The sequence below is a fragment of the Pseudomonas sp. NPDC077408 genome (assembly GCF_050269105.1).
Lineage (GTDB): Bacteria > Pseudomonadota > Gammaproteobacteria > Pseudomonadales > Pseudomonadaceae > Stutzerimonas.
The window spans coordinates 93,792-113,772 of record NZ_JBNNHS010000008.1; the positions used below are offsets into that span (position 1 = coordinate 93,792).

General features: G+C 62.3%; 19 protein-coding genes. 5 read left to right on the plus strand and 14 right to left on the minus strand.

The window, feature by feature from the left end:
* Positions 1-366 precede the first annotated feature (366 nt).
* The 4 genes from ACQKEK_RS18295 to ACQKEK_RS18310 all read right to left on the minus strand — a co-directional run bounded on the left by ACQKEK_RS18295 (position 367) and on the right by ACQKEK_RS18310 (position 4,343).
* A complete protein-coding gene (locus ACQKEK_RS18295; protein ID WP_499144037.1) occupies positions 367-948 on the minus strand; it encodes an RBBP9/YdeN family alpha/beta hydrolase in 582 nt (193 codons plus the stop codon).
* A gap of 175 nt (positions 949-1,123) precedes the next feature.
* Positions 1,124-1,846, minus strand: coding sequence for a ferritin-like domain-containing protein (locus ACQKEK_RS18300; protein ID WP_128119748.1), 723 nt, complete (start codon positions 1,844-1,846; stop codon positions 1,124-1,126).
* 11 nt (positions 1,847-1,857) lie between these two features.
* A complete protein-coding gene (locus ACQKEK_RS18305; RefSeq protein WP_499144036.1) occupies positions 1,858-3,033 on the minus strand; it encodes a hypothetical protein in 1,176 nt (391 codons plus the stop codon).
* A gap of 251 nt (positions 3,034-3,284) precedes the next feature.
* The gene (locus ACQKEK_RS18310; RefSeq protein ID WP_499144094.1) at positions 3,285-4,343 is read right to left on the minus strand and encodes an aminopeptidase; all 1,059 of its coding nucleotides are present in this window, start codon (positions 4,341-4,343) and stop codon (positions 3,285-3,287) included.
* Positions 4,344-4,467: 124 nt separating this feature from the next.
* On the opposite strand from ACQKEK_RS18310, the gene ACQKEK_RS18315 reads away from it, so the two are divergent.
* The 4 genes from ACQKEK_RS18315 to ACQKEK_RS18330 all read left to right on the plus strand — a co-directional run bounded on the left by ACQKEK_RS18315 (position 4,468) and on the right by ACQKEK_RS18330 (position 8,169).
* Positions 4,468-4,893: a PA0061/PA0062 family lipoprotein gene (locus ACQKEK_RS18315; protein WP_045422826.1), complete on the plus strand. Its 426-nt coding sequence runs from the start codon at positions 4,468-4,470 to the stop codon at positions 4,891-4,893.
* 120 nt (positions 4,894-5,013) lie between these two features.
* On the plus strand, positions 5,014-5,424 hold the full coding sequence (locus tag ACQKEK_RS18320) for a PA0061/PA0062 family lipoprotein (RefSeq protein ID WP_216707019.1): 411 nt from the start codon (positions 5,014-5,016) through the stop codon (positions 5,422-5,424).
* 25 nt (positions 5,425-5,449) lie between these two features.
* Entirely contained in the window at positions 5,450-6,445 is a 996-nt protein-coding gene (locus tag ACQKEK_RS18325; protein WP_128119750.1) for an LLM class flavin-dependent oxidoreductase, read from the plus strand.
* A gap of 359 nt (positions 6,446-6,804) precedes the next feature.
* The gene (locus ACQKEK_RS18330; protein ID WP_499144035.1) at positions 6,805-8,169 is read left to right on the plus strand and encodes a cation:proton antiporter; all 1,365 of its coding nucleotides are present in this window, start codon (positions 6,805-6,807) and stop codon (positions 8,167-8,169) included.
* Positions 8,170-8,238: 69 nt separating this feature from the next.
* Here the strand turns inward: ACQKEK_RS18330 and ACQKEK_RS18335 are convergent, their stop codons facing one another.
* The 6 genes from ACQKEK_RS18335 to ACQKEK_RS18360 all read right to left on the minus strand — a co-directional run bounded on the left by ACQKEK_RS18335 (position 8,239) and on the right by ACQKEK_RS18360 (position 14,390).
* A complete protein-coding gene (locus tag ACQKEK_RS18335) occupies positions 8,239-8,454 on the minus strand; it encodes a dodecin (protein WP_045422835.1) in 216 nt (71 codons plus the stop codon).
* 346 nt (positions 8,455-8,800) lie between these two features.
* Positions 8,801-9,016, minus strand: a complete 216-nt coding sequence (locus ACQKEK_RS18340) for a KTSC domain-containing protein (RefSeq protein WP_046163415.1) — start codon at positions 9,014-9,016, stop codon at positions 8,801-8,803.
* Positions 9,013-10,812 (minus strand): ABC transporter ATP-binding protein, encoded by a 1,800-nt coding sequence (locus tag ACQKEK_RS18345; protein ID WP_499144034.1) that lies wholly within the window; start codon positions 10,810-10,812, stop codon positions 9,013-9,015. Before ACQKEK_RS18345 ends, ACQKEK_RS18340 begins: the two co-directional genes overlap by 4 nt.
* On the minus strand, positions 10,809-11,963 hold the full coding sequence (locus ACQKEK_RS18350) for a glycoside hydrolase family 1 protein (protein WP_499144033.1): 1,155 nt from the start codon (positions 11,961-11,963) through the stop codon (positions 10,809-10,811). Before ACQKEK_RS18350 ends, ACQKEK_RS18345 begins: the two co-directional genes overlap by 4 nt.
* A 13-nt stretch (positions 11,964-11,976) precedes the next feature.
* Positions 11,977-13,218 (minus strand): UDP-galactopyranose mutase, encoded by a 1,242-nt coding sequence (glf, locus tag ACQKEK_RS18355; protein WP_499144032.1) that lies wholly within the window; start codon positions 13,216-13,218, stop codon positions 11,977-11,979.
* Positions 13,206-14,390 carry a glycosyltransferase family 1 protein gene (locus ACQKEK_RS18360; RefSeq protein ID WP_499144031.1) on the minus strand — a complete coding sequence of 395 codons (1,185 nt, stop codon included), beginning with the start codon at positions 14,388-14,390 and terminating at the stop codon, positions 13,206-13,208. Before ACQKEK_RS18360 ends, glf begins: the two co-directional genes overlap by 13 nt.
* Before the next feature lie 406 nt (positions 14,391-14,796).
* Here ACQKEK_RS18360 and galE point away from each other — a divergent pair, with 406 nt between their 5' ends.
* Complete coding sequence (galE, locus tag ACQKEK_RS18365; RefSeq protein WP_499144030.1) at positions 14,797-15,867, plus strand: UDP-glucose 4-epimerase GalE; 1,071 nt, start codon at positions 14,797-14,799, stop codon at positions 15,865-15,867.
* A 21-nt stretch (positions 15,868-15,888) separates the two neighbouring features.
* Here galE and ACQKEK_RS18370 read toward each other — a convergent pair whose 3' ends face one another.
* The 4 genes from ACQKEK_RS18370 to ACQKEK_RS18385 form a co-directional block, all read right to left on the minus strand.
* Positions 15,889-17,280 carry a S8 family peptidase gene (locus ACQKEK_RS18370; RefSeq protein WP_499144029.1) on the minus strand — a complete coding sequence of 464 codons (1,392 nt, stop codon included), beginning with the start codon at positions 17,278-17,280 and terminating at the stop codon, positions 15,889-15,891.
* Positions 17,281-17,519: 239 nt separating this feature from the next.
* On the minus strand, positions 17,520-18,182 hold the full coding sequence (locus ACQKEK_RS18375) for a NirD/YgiW/YdeI family stress tolerance protein (RefSeq protein WP_128119757.1): 663 nt from the start codon (positions 18,180-18,182) through the stop codon (positions 17,520-17,522).
* 140 nt (positions 18,183-18,322) lie between these two features.
* Positions 18,323-18,652: an EF-hand domain-containing protein gene (locus ACQKEK_RS18380; RefSeq protein WP_128119758.1), complete on the minus strand. Its 330-nt coding sequence runs from the start codon at positions 18,650-18,652 to the stop codon at positions 18,323-18,325.
* Between the two features lie 313 nt (positions 18,653-18,965).
* On the minus strand, positions 18,966-19,850 hold the full coding sequence (locus tag ACQKEK_RS18385; RefSeq protein WP_128119759.1) for a LysR family transcriptional regulator: 885 nt from the start codon (positions 19,848-19,850) through the stop codon (positions 18,966-18,968).
* Between the last annotated feature and the right edge of the window lie 131 nt (positions 19,851-19,981).

Below are 19,981 nucleotides of genomic sequence, written 5' to 3' on the forward strand. Positions count from 1 at the left end.
TCGCGCTTCACCGATCCACCGAGCAGTGGCCAACGGTGGATGAAAGAGCATCATCTGCCCTTCGGGCTTGCCCAGCGCCTGGGTTTGCTTCCGTGCAAGTGGTGGGCTGAAGCCCACCCTACTTGCAGAGGATTGGGGTCGTAGGGTGGATCGCGCTTCACCGATCCACCGAGCAGTGCCCAACGGTGGATGAAAGAGCATCATCTGCCCTTCGGGCTTGCTCAGCGCCTGGGTTGCTTCCATGCAAGTGGTGGGCTAAAGCCCACCCTACTTGCTGAGGCTTGGGGTCGTAGGGTGGATCGCGCTTCACCGATCCACCGAGCAGTGGCCAGGTGGATGAGCAGAGTTCCGCCTATCTGAGCGCCCTCAAGCGCGCCGTTGCGCCTGCTCGCCGATCAGCGTTTGCAGACGATGGAGAAAGGCCAGCCCCTCCTCCCAGCGATGATGACCAGACTCCACGTTGATATGCCCTACCCCACTGAGCACTGTCACCTCGCTGCCCCAGGCTTCACCCATGGCCCGCGCCCGGTCGGCGCTGGCGGCGGGATCGTTGTCGGACCCCACCAGCACGCTGGGAAATGGCAGCGGCACCAGGGGCAGCGGAGCGAAGTTGCGCAGTGGCTCAGGGCAACCCGGTCGCTCCACATCCGCAGGCGCGACCAGCAATACACCCTCAACGCACCGCAACGCCTCGGGCGACGCCTGCGCCACCCAGTGCGCGACGGTGGGACAGCCGAGGCTGTGCGCGATCAGCACCACTGGCGCTGATGCCGCGACGATTCCGCGATGCAGTTCGGTCACCCAGTCGGGACGTTGCGGCTGCATCCAGTCGGCCTGCTCAATGCGCCGACTGTTGGCCAGAGTGCGCTGCCAATGGCTCTGCCAATGGTCCTCAGGCGAGCCATGCCAGCCGGGGACGATCAGATAGTGGAACGCTCCGCGCCGCATAGGATGGCCTCTCGATGGTCGCTGAGCGGCGAGTCTATCGCCCGCGGAATCTGCGCCATAAAGAATAAGAATGCATTTGCTTATGCATTAAAAACGTTAGGAAGTCCCCGAGTGACGCTGCGCCCAAAAAAAGACGCGCCCTAAGGCGCGCCAAGGTTTGAAGCGCACGCGGTATTCACTGCACCTGGCTGAGCAGGTCCTTGCGCAAGAGCGACTTGATCTTCACTACATGGTCGTCTTCCTGCGCCTTGGCCTTATGGAAGCCCTTGGCGATGCGTGGGTGACCACCGGCCTCGGCCAGCTCGATCAGCAGCTCCCAGGCGGCGTTGTCTTCGAGCTCCAACGTCAGCAAGGCATTGATGCCCTGAGCAACGTTCGTCCGCGGGTCGGTCAGCACCTGCATCACGCCCATGGACTTGACCCCTACGACGTCGGCAGATGGCGTCTGCGCAGTCGGGTCGGCACCCAGGGTTTCGATCGCTTCAGCCACCATGTTCATGTGTTCGAACTCTTCGTCACGGATGTGCTGCAGCACCTGGACCAAGTCCGATTGGGCGGTTTCGAGTCCCTTGGCCTTGGCGATCATGGCGTCGTACATGCGCACGCCGCTGCGCTCGAAGGCCAGACGCTCGCCGAGCTTGTCCACCAGCAGCTCCGGGCTCTTGCCCAGCGCCATGTCGAAGGTGGATTTGAGCATGCCTTTGGCCGAACCCGGGACCGGCACCGAGCCGATGCGATCGGCTTCCTCGGCGCGGGTAGTGCGTTCGAGCATCATGCCCTTGGAATCGCCCGGAACGTCCGGATGAATCTCGTTGACGGCATCGAGCAGGCGCTTGGTGTCCTTCGGGGACATCTGCACGCCGGTGAAATTGGTGCCCAGTTTTGCTGAAGTTGCCATGTCTGTTCTCCTCAGGAAGCCTTGCGCATCTGCATGAGTTCGCCGCCCGGTGCCCACTGGTAACCGGCCGACACGATGTTCGAGGCGATGCCTTCGGAATTGAGCTGGGCGCGATAATCCAGGGAGTTCTGCGGCTCCTGGCTCTTGTCGACGTACTGGGTGCCGCTGGTGCGAAGGTTGACCTCGGCGGCAAGCACCTGGCGCACAAACTCACGCTGGCTCTTGAACTCGATCATCTTCGGCAATGGGCCGCCGAGAATCTCCGCCGGATCGCGACGCTCGATGTTCTTGAAGTGCTCGCAGGCGATGTTCAGGTGGCCCAGCTCGTAGTCGAGGAAGCGCTCCCACATGGCCTTGATGCGCGGGTTGGTTTCCTGCTCGGCACAGCTGGCATAGGCATAAACCTCCATCGCCTCGTGCACCAGCCACTTCTCCATAAAGGATTCCTGCGGGTCGGCCAACGAGCCGTACTGGGTGACGTGCTGCTCTTCGACCGACGCAATTTCGGCATACAGTTGACGTGCCACCGGATCGGCGAACAGCGGGCCGATATTCATGTAGTAGTCGTGGGTCTGGTACTCAGCCGCGGTGATCATGGCCGCATGAATCTTGGTGATGAGATCCGCCTGCTCCTTCGCATAGCTTTCGCGCAGGTCGTTGTCCGGATGACGGTGGTGCTCGGAGGTCTGCCGGCCTGGGACGATGTCGGTGTAGCCCTGCAGGATATTGTTCGCGTCCTTGCCTTCGAGGCGATCGAGCATGGCTGAGTAGCGATACAGGTGGTCGAAGTCTTCCAGCAAGCCGAAGCGGTAAGTCTGCGCCTGGTAGGGGTCCGGCTCGGTCTGGGCGACGGCCGCGGTCACTTCGATGGCGACCTGCTCATAGGCGACAGTGGTTTCCAGCGGCGAATGGTCGGCGGAGATCAGCCAGTTGACCATGGTCGCCTGGTGTTGCTCGACCCGGCGGATCTCGGCGAGCGGGCCGCGCAGCTGGCCAGTGATGCGGGCGATGCCGTGCTTGAGGCGCAACGCATCGGTTTCGATCCCGTTCATCAGGATGATGCGCACGCGGGTGAAAGCGTCATCGTCGAGCTTGCTGATGGGCTTGCCCGCCATTTCCTTCCAAGTGAACTTCTGCTTATCGAGCGGCGTGCCCTTGTTGTCGAGAATGCCGGTTAGGTTGTCCATGGAGCCTCCGTTTGAACGGCTTGTATTGGTTCGGCGTACGAATCCGTACGGCCTAATCACGGGTCAGCTGAGCTGACGGCTTAAAAAAGGGACGGAGGCAAGCGGAAAAGAATTCCGTAGAACGTGAAGCGAACATGCAAAGAGTCGACAAGCGGCAGCAGCCAACCCCTTCGAACAGGCTCAGGTGCAGCGAAGCGCAATCGGCCCCGAAACCTTGCCGCATCGGCGTTCAAGCGAAGCGGTGAGGTGTTTCAGCGAAGTGCCTCCAACTGACGCTTCCGCTCGTCGGCGGGCAGTCGACCCAAGGCAGCGACTTGCGCATGAAAACGCGGCCAATCACCGCCGACCTGCTCGAACAGCGCGGCGAAGGCAGACACCCACTGATCGTAGAGGCCGAACGGAACCAGGCTGGCATTGTTTAATGGCTGGGCCATCCAGCGATCGAAACGATCATCACCGTTCCACGCCCCGTCTCTCAGCCGCCGATAGGCCTGCCGCATGCGCATGAATTCGGCGGCCTTGGCAGCACGCATTTCCGGTTCGCTCAACCCGGACGCATAGAGCGCAGCCAAGCGCTCGCGAGTCGCCAGCGCCAACCGGCTGAGGTCGGCGTATTGATCGCGCAGCGCATCGCTGGACGGCGGCAGCCCACGACTGGCGCGCCACTGCCGCAGCCCTTCCCGCTCGACAAAGGAGGCATAGGATTCGTTGAACGACGTATCGTCAGTGACATACAACCGCTGATGCGCCAACTCGTGGAAAATTAGCCCGGCCAGCCGATCGTCGTCCCAGCGCAGCATCGAGCTGAGCAGCGGATCGTCGAACCAGCCCAGGGTCGAATAAGCCGGCACGCCGGCCACCAACGTGTCGTAGCCCTCGGCTTGCAGCAGTGCCGCAGCGCCGCGGGCGCGGCCCTGTTGGTAGTAGCCGCGATAACCCACACAACCGGCTATCGGAAAGCACTGGGTCTGCTGCGCCACGGAAAACTCTTCAGCAACGAACAGATTCCACATCACATAAGGCCGCTGGAGCTCGGCGTATACCCGATAACTCCGATTGTCCGGCAGTGCCAAGGCTCGGCTGGCGAAGCCTCTGGCCTGCAGGGCCAGGGTCAGTCGTTGGCGCAACTGCGGATCGCTTTGCGGGTCGTCGATGATCGCTGCGATGGGCTCACGCAGCCGCAGCAGCTCGAGCTGGCCGACCGCCAGTTGCCCGTAGTAACTGCTGCAACCGCTCAGACCAACCACCATTAGCAGGGGAACCCAACGCCGCTTGCGGTTGTCGACTGCGGCGATTTTCGACTTCGACATGAACACACGCTTACCGGCTAAATGCCCTGCGGGGCGATGCGCGGAGCCTACAACGAAGTCCACCCAAACACCGAACACGCCGGTGCCAAACAGCCAGGCCGACACCGATCGGAGACCCAGTTCCATGCGAATCCTGATGCTTGCTCTTGCGCTATCCAGTCTGGGCGGTTGCGCCATGTGGATGCCCAAACCGGACCCGAACCAGGCCTGGGTCGACCTCGCACCGCACGGGGAGACCGAACTGGTGGCCGTGGCGGTCGATGACAAGCCGCTCGACGACAGTCGCTATTTTCAGGTCGAGCCAGGCAGCCATCAGCTGGGCATGCGCTATCGCTTCGAAGTCGGCCCAGCCGACGTAGGTCGCGACAGCGAAGCGCTGGCACGCGACTGCCGCCTGACCCTGAGCTATGACAGCTTCAATGCCGGGGCCCGCTATCGACTCGTGGCTGGCGGCTACGGCTTCCGCCCCTGGGCCAAACTTTACGACCAGCATGACCGCGTGCTGGCCAAGGCCACTGAGCGTGGCTGCGGCGGGGTCGCTACCCGCTAGCGTTCTGTTGTGAACCGTTCTGTTGCGGTGCAGTCGTTGAAAAAGAGCACTATCTGGCTCAGGCTCATTGGCTGACCGCGACAGCAGACGCTGATCCTGCGGTTATCCGGAGGATTCACCATGCGTCTGTTATTGGCTCCATTGCTGGCGCTCGGCCTGACCGGCTGTGCCGGCCCCCTGCCCGCACCCGACCCGAACATGGCCTGGGTCGAGCTGACCGCCCAACCCAGTGACATTTTCATGTCCGACCAGCTGGACGGTGAGCGCACACCCGATGGGCGCTATTTCCAGGTCAGCCCCGGTGCGCATGAACTCGAAGCGCGCTACGAATTCGAAATCAGCAGTGGCGGCTTTGGCGATTTTGGCGACACCCAATACCTGCGCTGCACCATGGTGATCAACTACGACGATTTCCAGCCCGGCCGGCGCTACCTATTCCAGGCCCGCTCGCTGGGCTTCACCCCACAAGGCTGGCTGCGCGACGAAGACTACAAGGTCCTGGCGCGCGCCGAGGCCGAGCACTGCTACTGAGCAGCCGTCAGCAAAGAGGTAGACGATGTCCCGTATCGAACACACCCGTTTCTCCACCCTGGACCTGGCGCCAATCCGCGATGACGGCGACGTCGGCCTGGCCCTGCGCAACTCGTTGGCCCTGGCGCAGCATGTCGAGAAGCTTGGCTTCGAGCGCTTCTGGGTTGCCGAGCACCACAACATGGACGGCATCGCCAGCGCCGCCACCTCGGTGCTGATCGGTTATCTGGCATCCGGTACCTCGCGGATTCGCCTGGGCGCGGGCGGGGTGATGCTGCCCAACCACGCGCCGCTGGTGGTGGCCGAACAGTTCGGCACGCTGGAGGCGCTCTACCCGGGGCGGATCGAGCTGGGTCTGGGTCGCGCGCCGGGCGCCGATCAGTTCACCGCCCATGCCTTGCGCCGCGACCGCATGGGCAGCGCCGATGACTTCCCGGCGGACGTGGAAGAACTGCAGCTGCTGCTCGGTCCGCGCCAGCCCAACCAACGCGTCATCGCCATGCCTGGCATGGGCAGCAATGTCCCGATCTGGCTGCTCGGCTCGAGCCTGTTCAGCGCTCAGTTGGCTGCTGCCAAAGGCTTGCCCTATGCGTTCGCCTCGCATTTCGCGCCGCGTTATATGCACGACGCGATTCGCCTGTACCGCGAGAACTTCCGCCCTTCCGAGGTGCTGGACAAGCCGTACGTCATGCTCGGCGTGCCGCTGATGGCAGCCGACACCGACGAGCAAGCCGAGTACCTGGCGACCACCGCCTATCAGCGCATCCTCGCGCTGATCCGCGGCCAGAGCCTGGTGCTGGTGCCGCCGGTGACGAGCATGCAGGGCAAATGGCTGCCCCACGAGCAGGACGCCGTCGGCAGCTTCCTCGGCATGGCCCTGATTGGTGGGCCGGAAAAGATCCGCGCTCGCCTGGACGTCTTGCTCGAGCAGACTCAGGCCGACGAGCTGATTTTCACCTGCGACCTTTACGAAACCGCCGACCGCCACCGCGCCTTCGAAATCCTCGCCGGGCTGCGTTGATCAACAAAGCGCACCTAGGCGAAACCTTTCGGCGCCATCGCCACGACACATTCAGCGGGAGGCGCGCCTCGCGGCGAAGTGGTCGTGCGGGCGGCTCAAACGCAAGAGCTTCGCCCCGAGGCGGGCCTCCCACAGAGCCGGAAGCCAGCGCCCAGACCGCAAGCCAACAACCCAGAGCATCGGCACACCCCCGCCCCGCAAAGCACCTCCTGCACGAGGCCGGCAAGGCGAGCGCCGCGTCTGCATTGGACGCGCTGGCGTTCCGCTCGACGAACGCGGCTGAACCCCATCCAATCGCGCCGATCAAAACAGCAGCCCATGCGTACTTCGGCGCGTCACGCTTGTTTGCGGAAGACTGAATGAATTTTCTCGAATGGATGGCCGTGCTCGGCATCCTGCTGTTGATCCTCGCCTTGGCATCGGCCTACCTGCGCTGGCTGCCGGTCACCACGTCACTGATCTACCTCGGCTTCGGCCTGCTCATCGGCCAGCTCGGCGTCGGCTTGTGGGAGATGGAGTTCATTCACATCGCCAGCTGGATGGAGCACCTCACCGAGATCGCGGTGCTGGTGTCACTGTTTGTCAGCGGCCTCAAACTGCGCATGCCGCTGCATCACCGGGCATGGAGAAGCGCGTACATACTCGCAGGCCCGGTGATGCTCGCCTGCATCGCGGGCGTCGCCGCGCTCTGCCATTACCTGCTCGGGCTCAGCTGGGGGCTCTCGGTGTTGATCGGCGCCATCCTCGCCCCCACCGATCCCGTGCTCGCCAGCCTGGTACAGGTAAACAATTCCCGCGACAGCGATCACGTCCGCTACGGCCTGTCCGGCGAAGCCGGCTTCAACGATGGCACCGCCTTTCCATTCGTCGTGTTCGGTCTGCTGCTGATCGAGCAGGAAACCCTGGCTAGCGGCTGGGTGAGCGAGTGGGCGCTGCATCGGCTGGTTTGGGCCGTGCCGGCTGGCCTGGGGTTTGGTTATCTGCTCGGCAGGCTTATCGGCAAGCTGGCGATCTTTCTGCGCGCCCGCCACGCCGATACGTCCATGTCGCCGAACGATTCGCTGGCGCTTGCGCTGATCGCACTGGCCTACGTCGGCGCCGAGCTGATCGGCGCCTGGGGCTTCCTCGCGGTATTTGCGGCCGGCCTGGGGTTGCGCCACGCGGAGAAGGACGCAGCAGAGGAATCAGATACGCCCTCCGAGGAGCTGATCGCACACGCTGTGCCGCACTTGGCTGAAGGCGGCCTGAGCCCACGAGAGCTGCCGATGGAAAACGAGAAAATCGCCGAACCCAAGGTCGCGGCAGGTGTGATGGTGGGTGACATCCTCACCTTTGGCGGCCAGCTGGAGCGCAGCCTGGAAGTGCTGTTGGTGACGATTCTTGGCGTGTTGGTCTCGGTGCACTGGGACTGGCGTGCGGTGCCCCTGGCGCTGGCGCTATTCGTGGTGATCCGGCCGCTGAGCGTATGGCTGCTGGTGCCAAGCCGCTACCTGGACCGTACCCAACGCCTGACCGTCGGCTGGTTCGGCATCCGAGGCATCGGCAGCTTGTACTACCTGAGCTATGCGGTCACCCACGGCCTGTTGCCGGAAGAGGCCGAAGCGCTCATCTCACTGGTGATTTCAGTGGTGGTGTTGAGCATCGTCCTGCACGGCTTGAGCACTCAGCCATTGCTACGACGTTACGAACGCAGCCGCGGCGAGGCGCCGACGGACCACGCCTGACACGGCGAGGCGAGCCGGCCTCCCAGGCAGCTGGCTGGATAGCCGCTGCCGGGCCGCCTGGACGGCAGATCAGCTGTCCGCGAGACGGAAGCCGACCTTCATGGTGACCTGGAAATGGCCGACCTTGCCGTTTTCGACATGGCCGCGGATCTCGCCGACTTCGAACCACTCGACGTTCTGCAGTTTGCTGCTGGCCTCGGCGATACCGTTCTGAATCGCTTCATCGACGCTATTGCGCGAAGAGCCGACGATTTCAATCTTCTTGTACGTGTGATGATCCGACATGAATAAATCCCCTTCTGGTCTGAGGAGCCTCCGCTCGGTAATGACGCGTCCTGTTCATTGAGGCCCGCGAAGGGCCTCGGAAGTTCAGCGGAGCGGTCGATCCGCCGATGGCGGCCGGCGCATCTCAGCACCCACTACCTGGATAACTCGAAGGTTATCCGTGTTGATCGACGTACAGCCGTAGGGTGGGCTTCAGCCCACCGGAACGCTCGGCCCAAGTTGGTGGGCTGAAGCCCACCCTACGAAACTCTGCAACCCACCGGCAGTAGGCTTCGTGCGTCTGTAGGAGCGAGCTTGCTCGCGATCCGCTTCCACTCGTAGCCCGAGTGGCAACACGCAGCGCAGGTTAATCGATACGCCGATAGGGATACTGCTGCGCCTTGAACACCTGATTGAAATACCGCCCGAGGGAATCAGCCTCCAGCAGCGCCTGCACCACGTCGGCGGGCACCTGCTCGTAGCGATACAGCGAGCCGTTATGAAACTCAACCTCCAGCGCCTGCTCGTCCAGGTCGTAACCCAAGGCGCGCAGGCTGCTCGAATTCACCGCGACTCGCTTCATACCGCCGGATCGGGCTCGTGTTTGAAACCCTCGGCCTGCATCCGCCAAAGCGCCTCGAAAGCACCGCCGCGGCTGCGCAGCTCCATCGGTGCGCCGTCTTCGATGATCAGCCCGTTGCGCAGCACGATGATCCGATCGAAGCTCGCCAGCGTCGACAGCCGATGGGCGACGGCGACCACGGTGCGGTTGTGTACCAGGTTGTTCAGCGCCGCCTGGATCTCGCCTTCCGACTGGGTATCCAGCGCTGAGGTCGCCTCGTCGAGAATCAGGATCGGCGCATCCTTGAGGAACGCCCGAGCGATACCCAGACGCTGACGCTGGCCACCGGAGAGCATCACGCCGCGCTCGCCGACCAAAGTGTCGTAGCCCTGCGGAAGCTCGCGGATGAATGCATCGCAGAAGGCCTGGCGGGCCGCTTCCTCTACTTCGTTATCGGTCGCATCAGGGCGCCCGTAGCGGATGTTCTCGCGAATCGTCCGGTTGAACAGCGCGGTCTCCTGCGGCACCACCGCGATCTTCTCGCGCAGGCTGTTCTGGCTGACGGAGCGGACATCCTGACCGTCGATCAGGATGCGCCCGGCCTGCACGTCGTCCAGCCGTTGCAGCAATTGTATGAGGGTCGACTTGCCCGCCCCGGACGGCCCGACCACGCCGACCTTCTGCCCAGCCGGGATATGCAGATTGAGGTGCTCAAAGAGCATGCCACGCTTCGGATAGCCGAAGCTGATGTCCTCAAAGGTGATGTCCCCTTCAGCCAGCAACAGCAGGGTTTCGGAGTCTTCAAGGCCGTGCGGTTGGACGATGATACGCAGGGTGTCGTCGATGGCACCGATCTGCTGCGTGGTGTCCACCAGCGCCAAGGCCAGATCACGCGAGCCATGCAGGATACGGAAGGTCAGCGCGCTGACCAGCACCACGTCGCCGGCGGTCACCGAGCCGTCCACCCATAAAGTGATTGCCCAGACCAGCATGCCCCCGGCCATCAGCGACAGGCAGATGTCGTGGATAACGCGGGCCTTTTCCAGATACATCCAGCTGCGCCGCTGGGCCTTGGCCTCGTAGCCGATCTCGTTGGCCAGGCGCTCCGCTTCACGGTCACGTGCGGAAAACGCCTTGATGGTCCAGACATTGGACACCGCATCGACCAGCTCGCCGCCAACCCGCGCCGATTGCGCGGCGAAGCGTTGATGCTTGGCGCGGCCACGAATACCGAACCCGGTGATCAGTACCGCGACGATGGCCACGAACAGGATCAGCGCAACCGCCATGCGCCAGTCGACGGTCAACAGCACCACCACCGCCCCGATGAAGTCGACGATGGGCGGCACGATCTTCCAGACCAGACCGCCATAGATCGCCCCTGCTGCCTGGCCCAGCGCCGAGATCCGATTACCCAGCGAACCGGCGAAATGCTCGGTGAAGTAACGCATGGGGTGACCGGTCAGGTGTTTGAACAGGTCAACCCGAATATCCACCATGCTCGCCACGACTGTTCGGCAGCCGAGCCAGCCGCCGAGACGCCAGAACACGTTTTCAATGACGATCAGGCCGATGAACAGCCCCAGCGGAAACCACACATCGGCGGCGCCCCGGTTGGAGCTGCCCTGCGCCATGGCGTCGACCAGCAGCTTCATGCCGTACTGCACCGCCACCGCGCAGGTCGCCGCACCGACGATCAGCAGCAGCAAGCCGCCGAAATGCCAGGGCCGCGCGCAAACGTAGTGCCACAAGAAGGCGACCGGCCGATCCGGCAGGTGCGGCACCAGGGGCGGTTTGCGCAGTGCCGGGGCGTTCATGAAAAGGCTTCAGCGATGTTCGAAACCGGAGTCGAATGGCTGAAGCGCGCCTGCTGTAGCCGCAGCTCATCGGCCAGCCCTTGGTGAACACAACGGTTGCCGTTTTCGTCCGCAAAACCCAACAGCCCCACCGGGCAGTGACGGTCGTCGGTCCAGCCAGGGTAATCCACCACCGGGTACAGGCAGATACCTTCCACCGGCACGCCACGCTGCATCGCCAGGCCGGCTTGCTCGCTGACGTAGCGCAGCCAGTCGCCGCGTACATCGCCTTCGGCGCCGGTTTCGGCGATCACGATCGGCCGTTTGTAGCGCTGCGCGATCTCGCTGAGGATGCCTTTGAAAGGTCGATAGTCTGGGCTGTCCCGGCCGATGGTATTACCTGCGCCGTGATACCACTGGTTGTCGGGGTAATAGTTCACGCCGAGCAGATCAAGGTATTCCGGCGCACCGCCGAGGCCCGGCCAGAGTTCGCCGCAGAGCATGTCCCAGGCCTCGAACTGCGATTGGCGGTAGCGCTCGGCCTCGCGCTGCGGGCCGGGCCGATCATTCGGCGCGACGACGTGAATGGCCGGTTCGACCTGAATAAAACGCGCCCGCGGTTCAACCTCGCGGATCGCCTGCAACGCGGCGATGGTGGCGCGCACCAGCTGATGCTTGAGCTCAAAGCCACGGCCGCGTGCCATCGGGTTAAAGTAGGCCTCGTCGCCGCCAGCCCAGGCCCAGAACGAGATCTCGTTCAACGGCGCGTAGAACGGCACCGTATCGGTCTCGTCCTTGATCAACTGCGCAGCCGCGGCCGCATAGCGGGCAAAGCGCTCGACGAACTGCGGTCGCCAGATGTCGATGTCGTCCGGCCAGCCGTAGTGGCACAGATCCCAGATCACCTGGGTGCCCTGGCGCCGGGCCGCCTGCAGCATTGGCAGAAAGCTCGACCAGTCGTAGCGGCCTGGTGACGTCTCGATCAGGTGCCAGCGCAGGCCGTCACGCACGCTGTGCAAGCCATGTCGATGCAGCACTGCGTAATCATGGGCGGCCCAGCGGTCATGCCCGGTGGCGGCCAGCAGATCGAGGCGTCGGCCATCGCTGCGGCGGTGATTCGAGCATTCGAAGCCGCCCATAAAGAAGCTCTGAAACACGCTTGGCTGATGCATCCGTGAGCCTCTCTCAGGGGGCCTGTTCGGCCAGGGACTGACCGTGCGCCGCGCTCTCGCCCGCAGCAGGGCCACGCTCGGCCTCTTCGATGCGCTTGTACAGCGCCAGCGCCTGCCCGACTACCTGATCCATGTTGTAGTACTTGTAGGTCCCGAGGCGGCCGACGAAGGTCACACCGGGGGTCTCGTCCGCCAGCTTCTGGTAGCGCTTGTACAGTTCGGCATTCTCCGGCCGCGGAATCGGGTAATAGGGATCGCCCTCCGCCGACGGATATTCGTAGGTGATGCTGGTTTTCGGATGAACCTGCCCGGTCAGGTGCTTGTACTCGCTGATGCGCGTATAGGGCACGTCTTCACTCGGGTAGTTGACCGTACCGACCGCCTGGAACTGTTCCTGGTCGAGCTGCTTGTGTTCGAACTTCAGCGAACGATAGGGCAGCTTGCCGAAGCGGTAGTCGAAGTATTCGTCGATGGGCCCGCAGAAGATCAGGTGGTCGTGCTGCACCTCGTCGCGGATTTCCCGGTAATCGGTGCTGGTCATGACTTTGATGTTCGGGTGCGCGAGCATTTTCTCGAACATTTTGGTGTAGCCATGCTTGGGCATCTGCTGGAAGGTATCGGTGAAGTAGCGGTCGTCGGTATTGGTTCGCGTCGGGATGCGCGAGGTGACCGACTTGTCCAGCTGCGACGGGTCCAGGCCCCACTGCTTGCGCGTGTAGCCGCGAAAGAACTTCTGGTACAGCTCACGGCCGATGCCGTTGATCACCACGTCCTCGCTGGTCTGGATGTCTTCCACCGGTTCGGCGCGACTGGCGAGGAAGTCCGCCGCTTCCTGTTCGGTGGTCATGTTCAGACCGTAGAGCTTGTTCAGCGTGGTCATGTTGATCGGGATCGGCACTTCCTGACCATCCACCTGCGCCAGCACCCGATGCTCGTAGGGGCGCCATTCGGTGAACCGGGAGAGGTAATCGACGATGCGCTGGGCGTTGGTGTGGAAGATGTGCGGGCCGTAACGGTGGATCAATACGCCGGCTTCGTCGTAATGATCATAGGCATTGCCGCCGATATGCGGACGCCGGTCGACCACCAGCACGCGCTTGTTCAGCCCGGCAGCCAGCCGTTCGGCGAGCACGCTGCCGGCGAAACCGGCGCCGACGATCAGGTAGTCGAAGCCGCGGCGGCCATAGGACGAGCCGTCGCTGGCGCCGCCGCCTGCGTATTCGGGATTGCTGTCTCGCAGGCTCACTTCGCGCATTGCATCTTTTCCTTCATCAGCGCCCAGGTATGGTCCCAGGACATGTCGCCGAGAATTTCGTCAGCGGTCTTCAACAAACGGTCGCGGTCTTCAGCATCGGCCAGTGCCTTTTCCACAGACGCGATGAACGCATCGGGTGTGTCGGCGATGTAGACGATCTCGGTGTCGCCATAGGTGCGCACCACGTCCTTGATTGGCGTGGACACCACGGGCCGGCCGCCGGCCAGGTATTCAGGCGTCTTGGTCGGGCTGATGAAACGGGTCGATTCGTTCATCGCGAACGGCATGATGGCCACGTCCCAGCCGGCCAGGTATTTGGGCAACTCGTCGTACGTCTTACCGCCCAGGTAGTGGATGTTGTCGCGCTGCGGCAGCTCCGCCGGATCGATCTTGACCACCGGCCCAACCAGCACGAACTGCCAGTCAGGACGCTTTTCCGCCATGTCGGCCACCAGTTCGATATCGAAACGCTCGTCGATCACGCCGTAGAAGCCCAGCCGTGGATGAGGGATCTCGGATTGGTCGTCGGGGTCGGCCTGGGTCCGCCGCGCCTCGGCGAAATGCGCGACATCGACGCTGCTGGGAAAGGCAAATACGTTGTCGTGCAGTTCGCGCTTGGCTTCCCAGATGCTGTAGCCACCCGTGAAGACCAGATCAGCGCGCTCGAGCAACTCACGTTCGCGCTGCACCAGCTCCGGCGGTGCGCCACGGAATGCCGAGAGTTCGTCCATGCAGTCGTACACGGTGAGCTTGGGCTTTAGGTGGCCGGCATAGCCGAGCGCCATCGGCGTGTAGTACCAGAGTATCAGCTCATTGACGCCGAGCTTTTCCAGATAGCCGTCGAGCAAATCGCGCTGCACGCGCAGCGCTGCCTCGCCCTCGCAGCCCTGAGGCAGACGCGGAATCAGTACCTGAACGCCATTTTCCTCGGGCCGTACTTCCAGCCAGGGCTGGGCGTCTTCGGTCGGGATCGGCTCTTCGGCAAACAGCACGTTGAAGTCACGGGCGAAGCGCGACATCAGGTGCTGCGGGCGTTGGTAGACGAAGCTCCAGCGCAAATGGGAAAGACACAACAAGGTCGGCACCAGCTCATCGAAGATGACTTCAGGTGGCGTCGCTTGTTTATCGGGGGATTTGCCAATTTCGTATTGGTAGGGGCCGGCCCAGCTCATGGAAACCTCGTAAAGGGTGGCAATGCCCTCCAGAGTCCCTTCTGCCGCATCGCATAGGCCTGCGCAGCCCGCGCAAAGCAAAACCTGATGGCGCTCGGTGGCAGAAATGACCAATCCGCAAGCGCTGTCCGCCGGCTATGGACGACAGCTGATGAGCCAAGGTTCCCGATGCCCTACTGCAGAGGTCGGTCATCGGGTGACTGCCGTTTCGTTGGAACTTGCTCACACCTTCCCCCGTCCCTATCACAGGACGCCTGTTTCACCCGGCATCGGTGCTGTGTGCTTCCTGCAGTCAGTACCGCCCGATTCGCCGACCCAACCCTGGAGATGCTTGCAGCGGCCGCGCTCATACGGTCAGCCGTGCGCTCCCGTGTGCGTCAGATAATTCGGTTCATGAGGTAGAGACATGATTCTCGTCACGGGTGGTGCTGGTTATATCGGGTCCCATGCGGTGCTTGAGCTCCTGCTGGCTGGCCATGAGGTGCTGGTGTTGGACGACCTCAGCAACAGTTCGAAAGTGGCACTGGATCGCGTGGAGCATCTGGCTGGCCGCACGCTGCAGTTCATCAAGGGTGACGTGCGTAACCGCTCGCTGCTCAAGGCGCTGTTTGCCTCTTACCCCATCACGGCGGTGCTGCACTTCGCCGGTCTCAAGGCCGTCGGTGAAAGTGTGCGCGAACCGCTGCGCTATTACGAAACCAACGTCAGCGGCAGTATCGCGTTGTGTCAGGCCATGGCCGAAGCCGGCGTTTTCAAATTGGTGTTCAGCTCATCGGCGACTGTCTACGGCGACTCACCCAAGATGCCGATCACCGAGAACTGCCCCACCGGCATTCCAACCAACCCCTACGGCCAATCCAAGCTGATGGCGGAGAACGTGCTGAAAGGGCTGGCCGAATCCGACCCGCGCTGGTCGATTGCACTGCTGCGCTACTTCAATCCGATTGGCGCTCACGAGTCTGGCCTTATCGGCGAAGACCCCAACGGCATCCCCAATAACCTGCTGCCCTACATGCTGCAGGTAGCCGTGGGCCGTCGTAAGCAATTGAACGTATACGGAGCGGACTACCCGACGCCGGACGGCACGGGAGTGCGCGATTACATTCACGTGGTGGATCTGGCCAAGGGGCACCTCAAGGCACTGGAGCGCCTCGACCTGGTTCATGGTGTTTCCACGTGGAACCTCGGCACCGGCCGGGGCTACTCGGTACGCCAGATGATCACCGCGTTCGAAGAAGTGATCGGCAAACCACTGCCCCATGTGTTCAAGGCGCGCCGACCGGGTGACGCCGCACAGTGCTGGTCGGACCCGAGCAAGGCCAGTGACGATCTGGTCTGGAAAGCGGAGCGTGACCTGCTGGTAATGCTGACTGACGCCTGGCGCTGGCAAAGCCGCAATCCGCAAGGTTATGGAACGGAGAAGCCAGCGGCCACGGCTCCGGTGGCGGCGAACGGCAGTACTGCGATGGCCAGCTGAGCACCCGCCACGGGAGAACCCTTAGGTCTTATTGCAGCTCAGCTCACGACGGATCTTGGCGACGTTCAGACGGCGATTCAGCTGAACCGCTCCGGTCAGCTGCGGATCCCGCACGGCCAGCGTCAGCAGCGCGGAGCGAATCTGCGCCGCCGTCGCGCAGGGGTTCAGCGAGGCATACAACGCAGCGGCTCCCGCGACATGAGGGGCGGCCATCGAGGTCCCGCTCATGTAGGCATAGCCTGCGGCGCCCGTTCGGGTAGGAACCGTAGATGCGATGCTCACCCCAGGCGCAGCGATGTGCACGTTATTTACGCCGAAGTTGGAGAAGCTCGCACGCCGGCCTGATTTGTCGATTGCACCCACCGAAATTACGTTGGGTAATTTGTAGCTCGCCGGATAGCTAGGCGTCTTATCAATGTTGAGACCGCTGTTTCCGGCCGCAGCAATGAACAGGATATTGGCGTTACCCGCCGCCTTGATCGCATCGTAGAGCGCTTGGGAATAGCCGCCCCCGCCCCAGGAATTATTGGTAGCGACGAGGTTGATCTTTTTCGTCAGCTTCAGCTTGGTCAGGTAATTGATGGCCTTCACCGCGCCCACTGTCGTGCCGCCGTTTGCGCCGAGGAACTTCGCAGTGATGAGCTTTGCGGTTGGGCACACGCCAAACACGCCGACACTGTTGTTGGCCACGGCCGCGACGGTTCCGGCGACATGGGTACCGTGGTCATCTACCGGGCCGTCGTAGACGCTTGCGTTATTGGCTGCGAAGTCCCAACCATGGATGTCGTCGGCGAAACCGTTGCGGTCGTTGTCCCTGCGATCAGCACGGGTACCCTCGCCAGGATTGATCCAGATATTGGCACGCAGGTCACCGTGAGTGGTCATGACGCCCTCATCAATGATGCCGATGTGAATCTTGTTCGAGCAAAGCGCTCCGGCATTCCAGGCGCCCAGCGCACCGCTACCGTACGGCGATGTTGGAGAGGTGGTCGCGTCCTGCATACCCCAGAGCAGGCTCAGGCCGGGGTCCTTGGGGTTGGCCAGCTGGCGCCGATAGGTCCAATTGGGCTCCACGAATTCCACCGCCGGATCCGATGCGAGCCGCGCAATCAGTGCCGCATTTATTTTTTGGCCTTTGCCCAGCTTCGCGTGTACCAGATCGCCTTTAGCATCTTTGCGTGCGGCCTTGGCGAGCAGCTTCTGTGCGGCCTTGGCGCCCTGACGGCTCAGAGCGGCATTCTTTGCCGCCTCCGAGGCGCCGGCCTTGAACTGCACAAGCAACTCTCCTTGCACAAAGGGTCGACCGGCTTTGAGCGAAGCATCAACCGCAGGGTTGGGCTTGGCGGCTACCTGTTCTGCTCCGGCCGCGAGCAGGGCACACATCACGATACCGACACGCTTTTTATAGACCATCACTGTTCTCCCGAACGACTACAGACAGTCCCACGGACAGGCAACATGGCCGCTCGGTGGGTGTTTGAACTGTATCGGCAATGATGGTGTCGATTTAGTGGCGCCAGACGAGTGGCACAACCGCTCATCGGCAACGGCGGGGAGTTACTTCAGCTACTGCGGCTGGAAGCTTTCCAAAAAAAACCCGCTTCACATTAGCGAAACGGGCGAAACAGGAGATGACGCGCGGAGGAAGCGAACTAGCTGTTCTGCTGTTTCTGGCTGTCCTCGGAAATCGTGATGATCGACTTCGCGTTGAACTCACGGTTGCCAAAGAAGGCAGGGTCCATTTGACCCATGACGCTAATGCGGTCGCCCTTCTCGACCTGCTGGAAACCGTCCTTGTCCAAAGGGTTATAGGACATGGTGAGGGTATTGATGGTCAGCGAGCCATCACCCGTATCGAGGGTGATTTCTCGATCCTTGACCGATTGTACGGTGCCCTGAATCGTGGTTTCGGCAGAGGGCACAAAGGTTGCGGTCCGCCATGGCGTTTCTTCATCGTTGGCGCTGGCGAAGAAGAAGCTGTTCAGGCCCTCGACGTAAACACTGTTGGCTTCTATCGACGTCACTTCGAATATGTCGTCATCCACATCACCATAGACCGTGACTTTGTCCCCGGCCTTCAAGGCAGTGCCTTCGGAGTACCAGTCCCAGTCGTCCATCTCGACGACGATGCTGCCCTTGCCGTAGTTCAGCATGAAGGAATCGGGCTTCACCGATTCTACGGTGCCGTTCAGGCTGATCCAGGTCCCATCGTGCTTCTGGTAGGGGCTAGGCGCCTTACCCGATTCCGCTGCAAGAGGTGCAGTCGCGAATCCGGCGATAGCGGTTGCAATCAGCGTTTTCGTAATCGTGTTCATGGAAACCTCTCTTGCGATAGGTTCTTTGTAGAGCGACAGACCTAACTCCAACGCTCACGAGATACTGCTAGGCGAGCGGCCCGCATCATGAAAAAACCGCCAGTACATCAGTGGTCTTTTCATGGTGCAGAGCGGATACGTCAGATATCCAGCCAGCCACCATCGCCCGCGTCGTCATAGAAGGCGTTGTATTCAGTCTCGCTCCAATCGCCGCTATCGTCGGTGTCATAGGCGTCGTAGAGACCTTGTCCGTACTCGTTGTTGGAGAGCATGCCGTCCTTGTCGCTGTCCCAGCTGGTGAACAAGGCGTCGTTATCGAAACCGGTGTCCCATTCGCCCATGGTGACCACGCCGGAATTGTCTTTATCCCAAACGCTGAAATCGCCTACTTCTGCGAAAGCCGGAGCGCTGGCTGCCATGGCCGTTGCGAGTGCGATACCACCGAGCATCGTGTGAAGTTTGTTAGTCATCGTGCTTCTCCTCTGTGATTGATTGGAAGTCAGCACCAGAGGATGGCGCTCACATAAATACCGAGCGCCCGGGCCGTTTGTGAGTTCATGAAAATCGAGGAATCAGCCGTCGAGCCCCTCACCGATACAAATGAGGCGAAACGCGGATCGCGCTTCTGGTGCGGGTTGCGGAAAAGTTGCCGAGCGCACCCGCGAGGACGTTACGAAATCTTACGAGACGAACCGCTACGAGCGCCGCGCTAGCGTTCCGAGCAGGGGTCATCGGAGCCAAAAACCGCTCGATCTTTCACGTCGCACCTAGGGTGGGGCTCCGTCAAGCCAGCTGCTGGCGCAACCAGTCCGCCAATCGCTCAGCGCGTCGATCCATGCGCCGTGACGGCACCCACAGCGACAGCCGCGCCCGGGTTTCGACGAATCCCCAGGGCGCCAGCAAGCGGCCCTGACGCAGGTCGTCAGCCACCAGCTGCTGCGGTGCGATGGCAACACCCAGCCCGGCCAGCGCCGCTTCCAGCAAAAAATAGAGATGCTCGAAGCCCTGCCCCATGCGCAACAAGTTGGGATCAAGCCCATTGCCCTGGGCCCAGGCGGGCCACGCCTGCGGACGCGACGCGGTGTAGAGCAGCGCTTCGTTGAACAGCGCCGACGGCGGTGCCTGGCGCAACGCCGCACAGTTCGGATGATGCGGGCTCAGTACCGGGCCGATGCATTCGGTGGCCAGCTCGAATACCTGCATATCGGCTGGCCACGGCGGCTCGGCATAGAGCAAGGTGGCGTCCAGCCCCGGCCTGCGCGGGTCCAGTTCGCCCTCGCTGGCGGACAGTTGCAGATGCAGATCCGGCAGGTCGCGGTTGAGCCTGTCCAGCCGCGGAATGAACCAGCGCGCCAGCAGGCTGCCCGGACAGCCGAGCACGAACGGCGCATCGGCGGTCTGCTGGCGCAGCTCGGCGCAGCTGTCCCTTAACCGCTCGAACGCCTCGCCTGCTGCATCACGCAACCGCAGCCCCGCATCGGTGAGTTTTACGCCGCGACCTTCCTTGCTGAACAGCGCCACGCCAAGGTCGTCTTCGAGCAGCCGGATCTGCCGACTGACGGCTCCGTGCGTCACGCTGAGTTCCGCTGCCGCTTGGCTTACGCTCTGCAACCGGGCGGCCGCTTCGAAAGCGCGAAGTGCATTGAGGGGAGGAAGGGCTTGGCTCATTAGTGAGTTTTCCTGACAGGTCTAGGCGATCTTATCGCTTTTTATCCCGGCCAGAGTCGGTTAATTTTCCGCCCATCGCGCAATCCTTACTCGCGTCTGGATGGCCGCCACCCTTTTCCGCAGGAGATGAC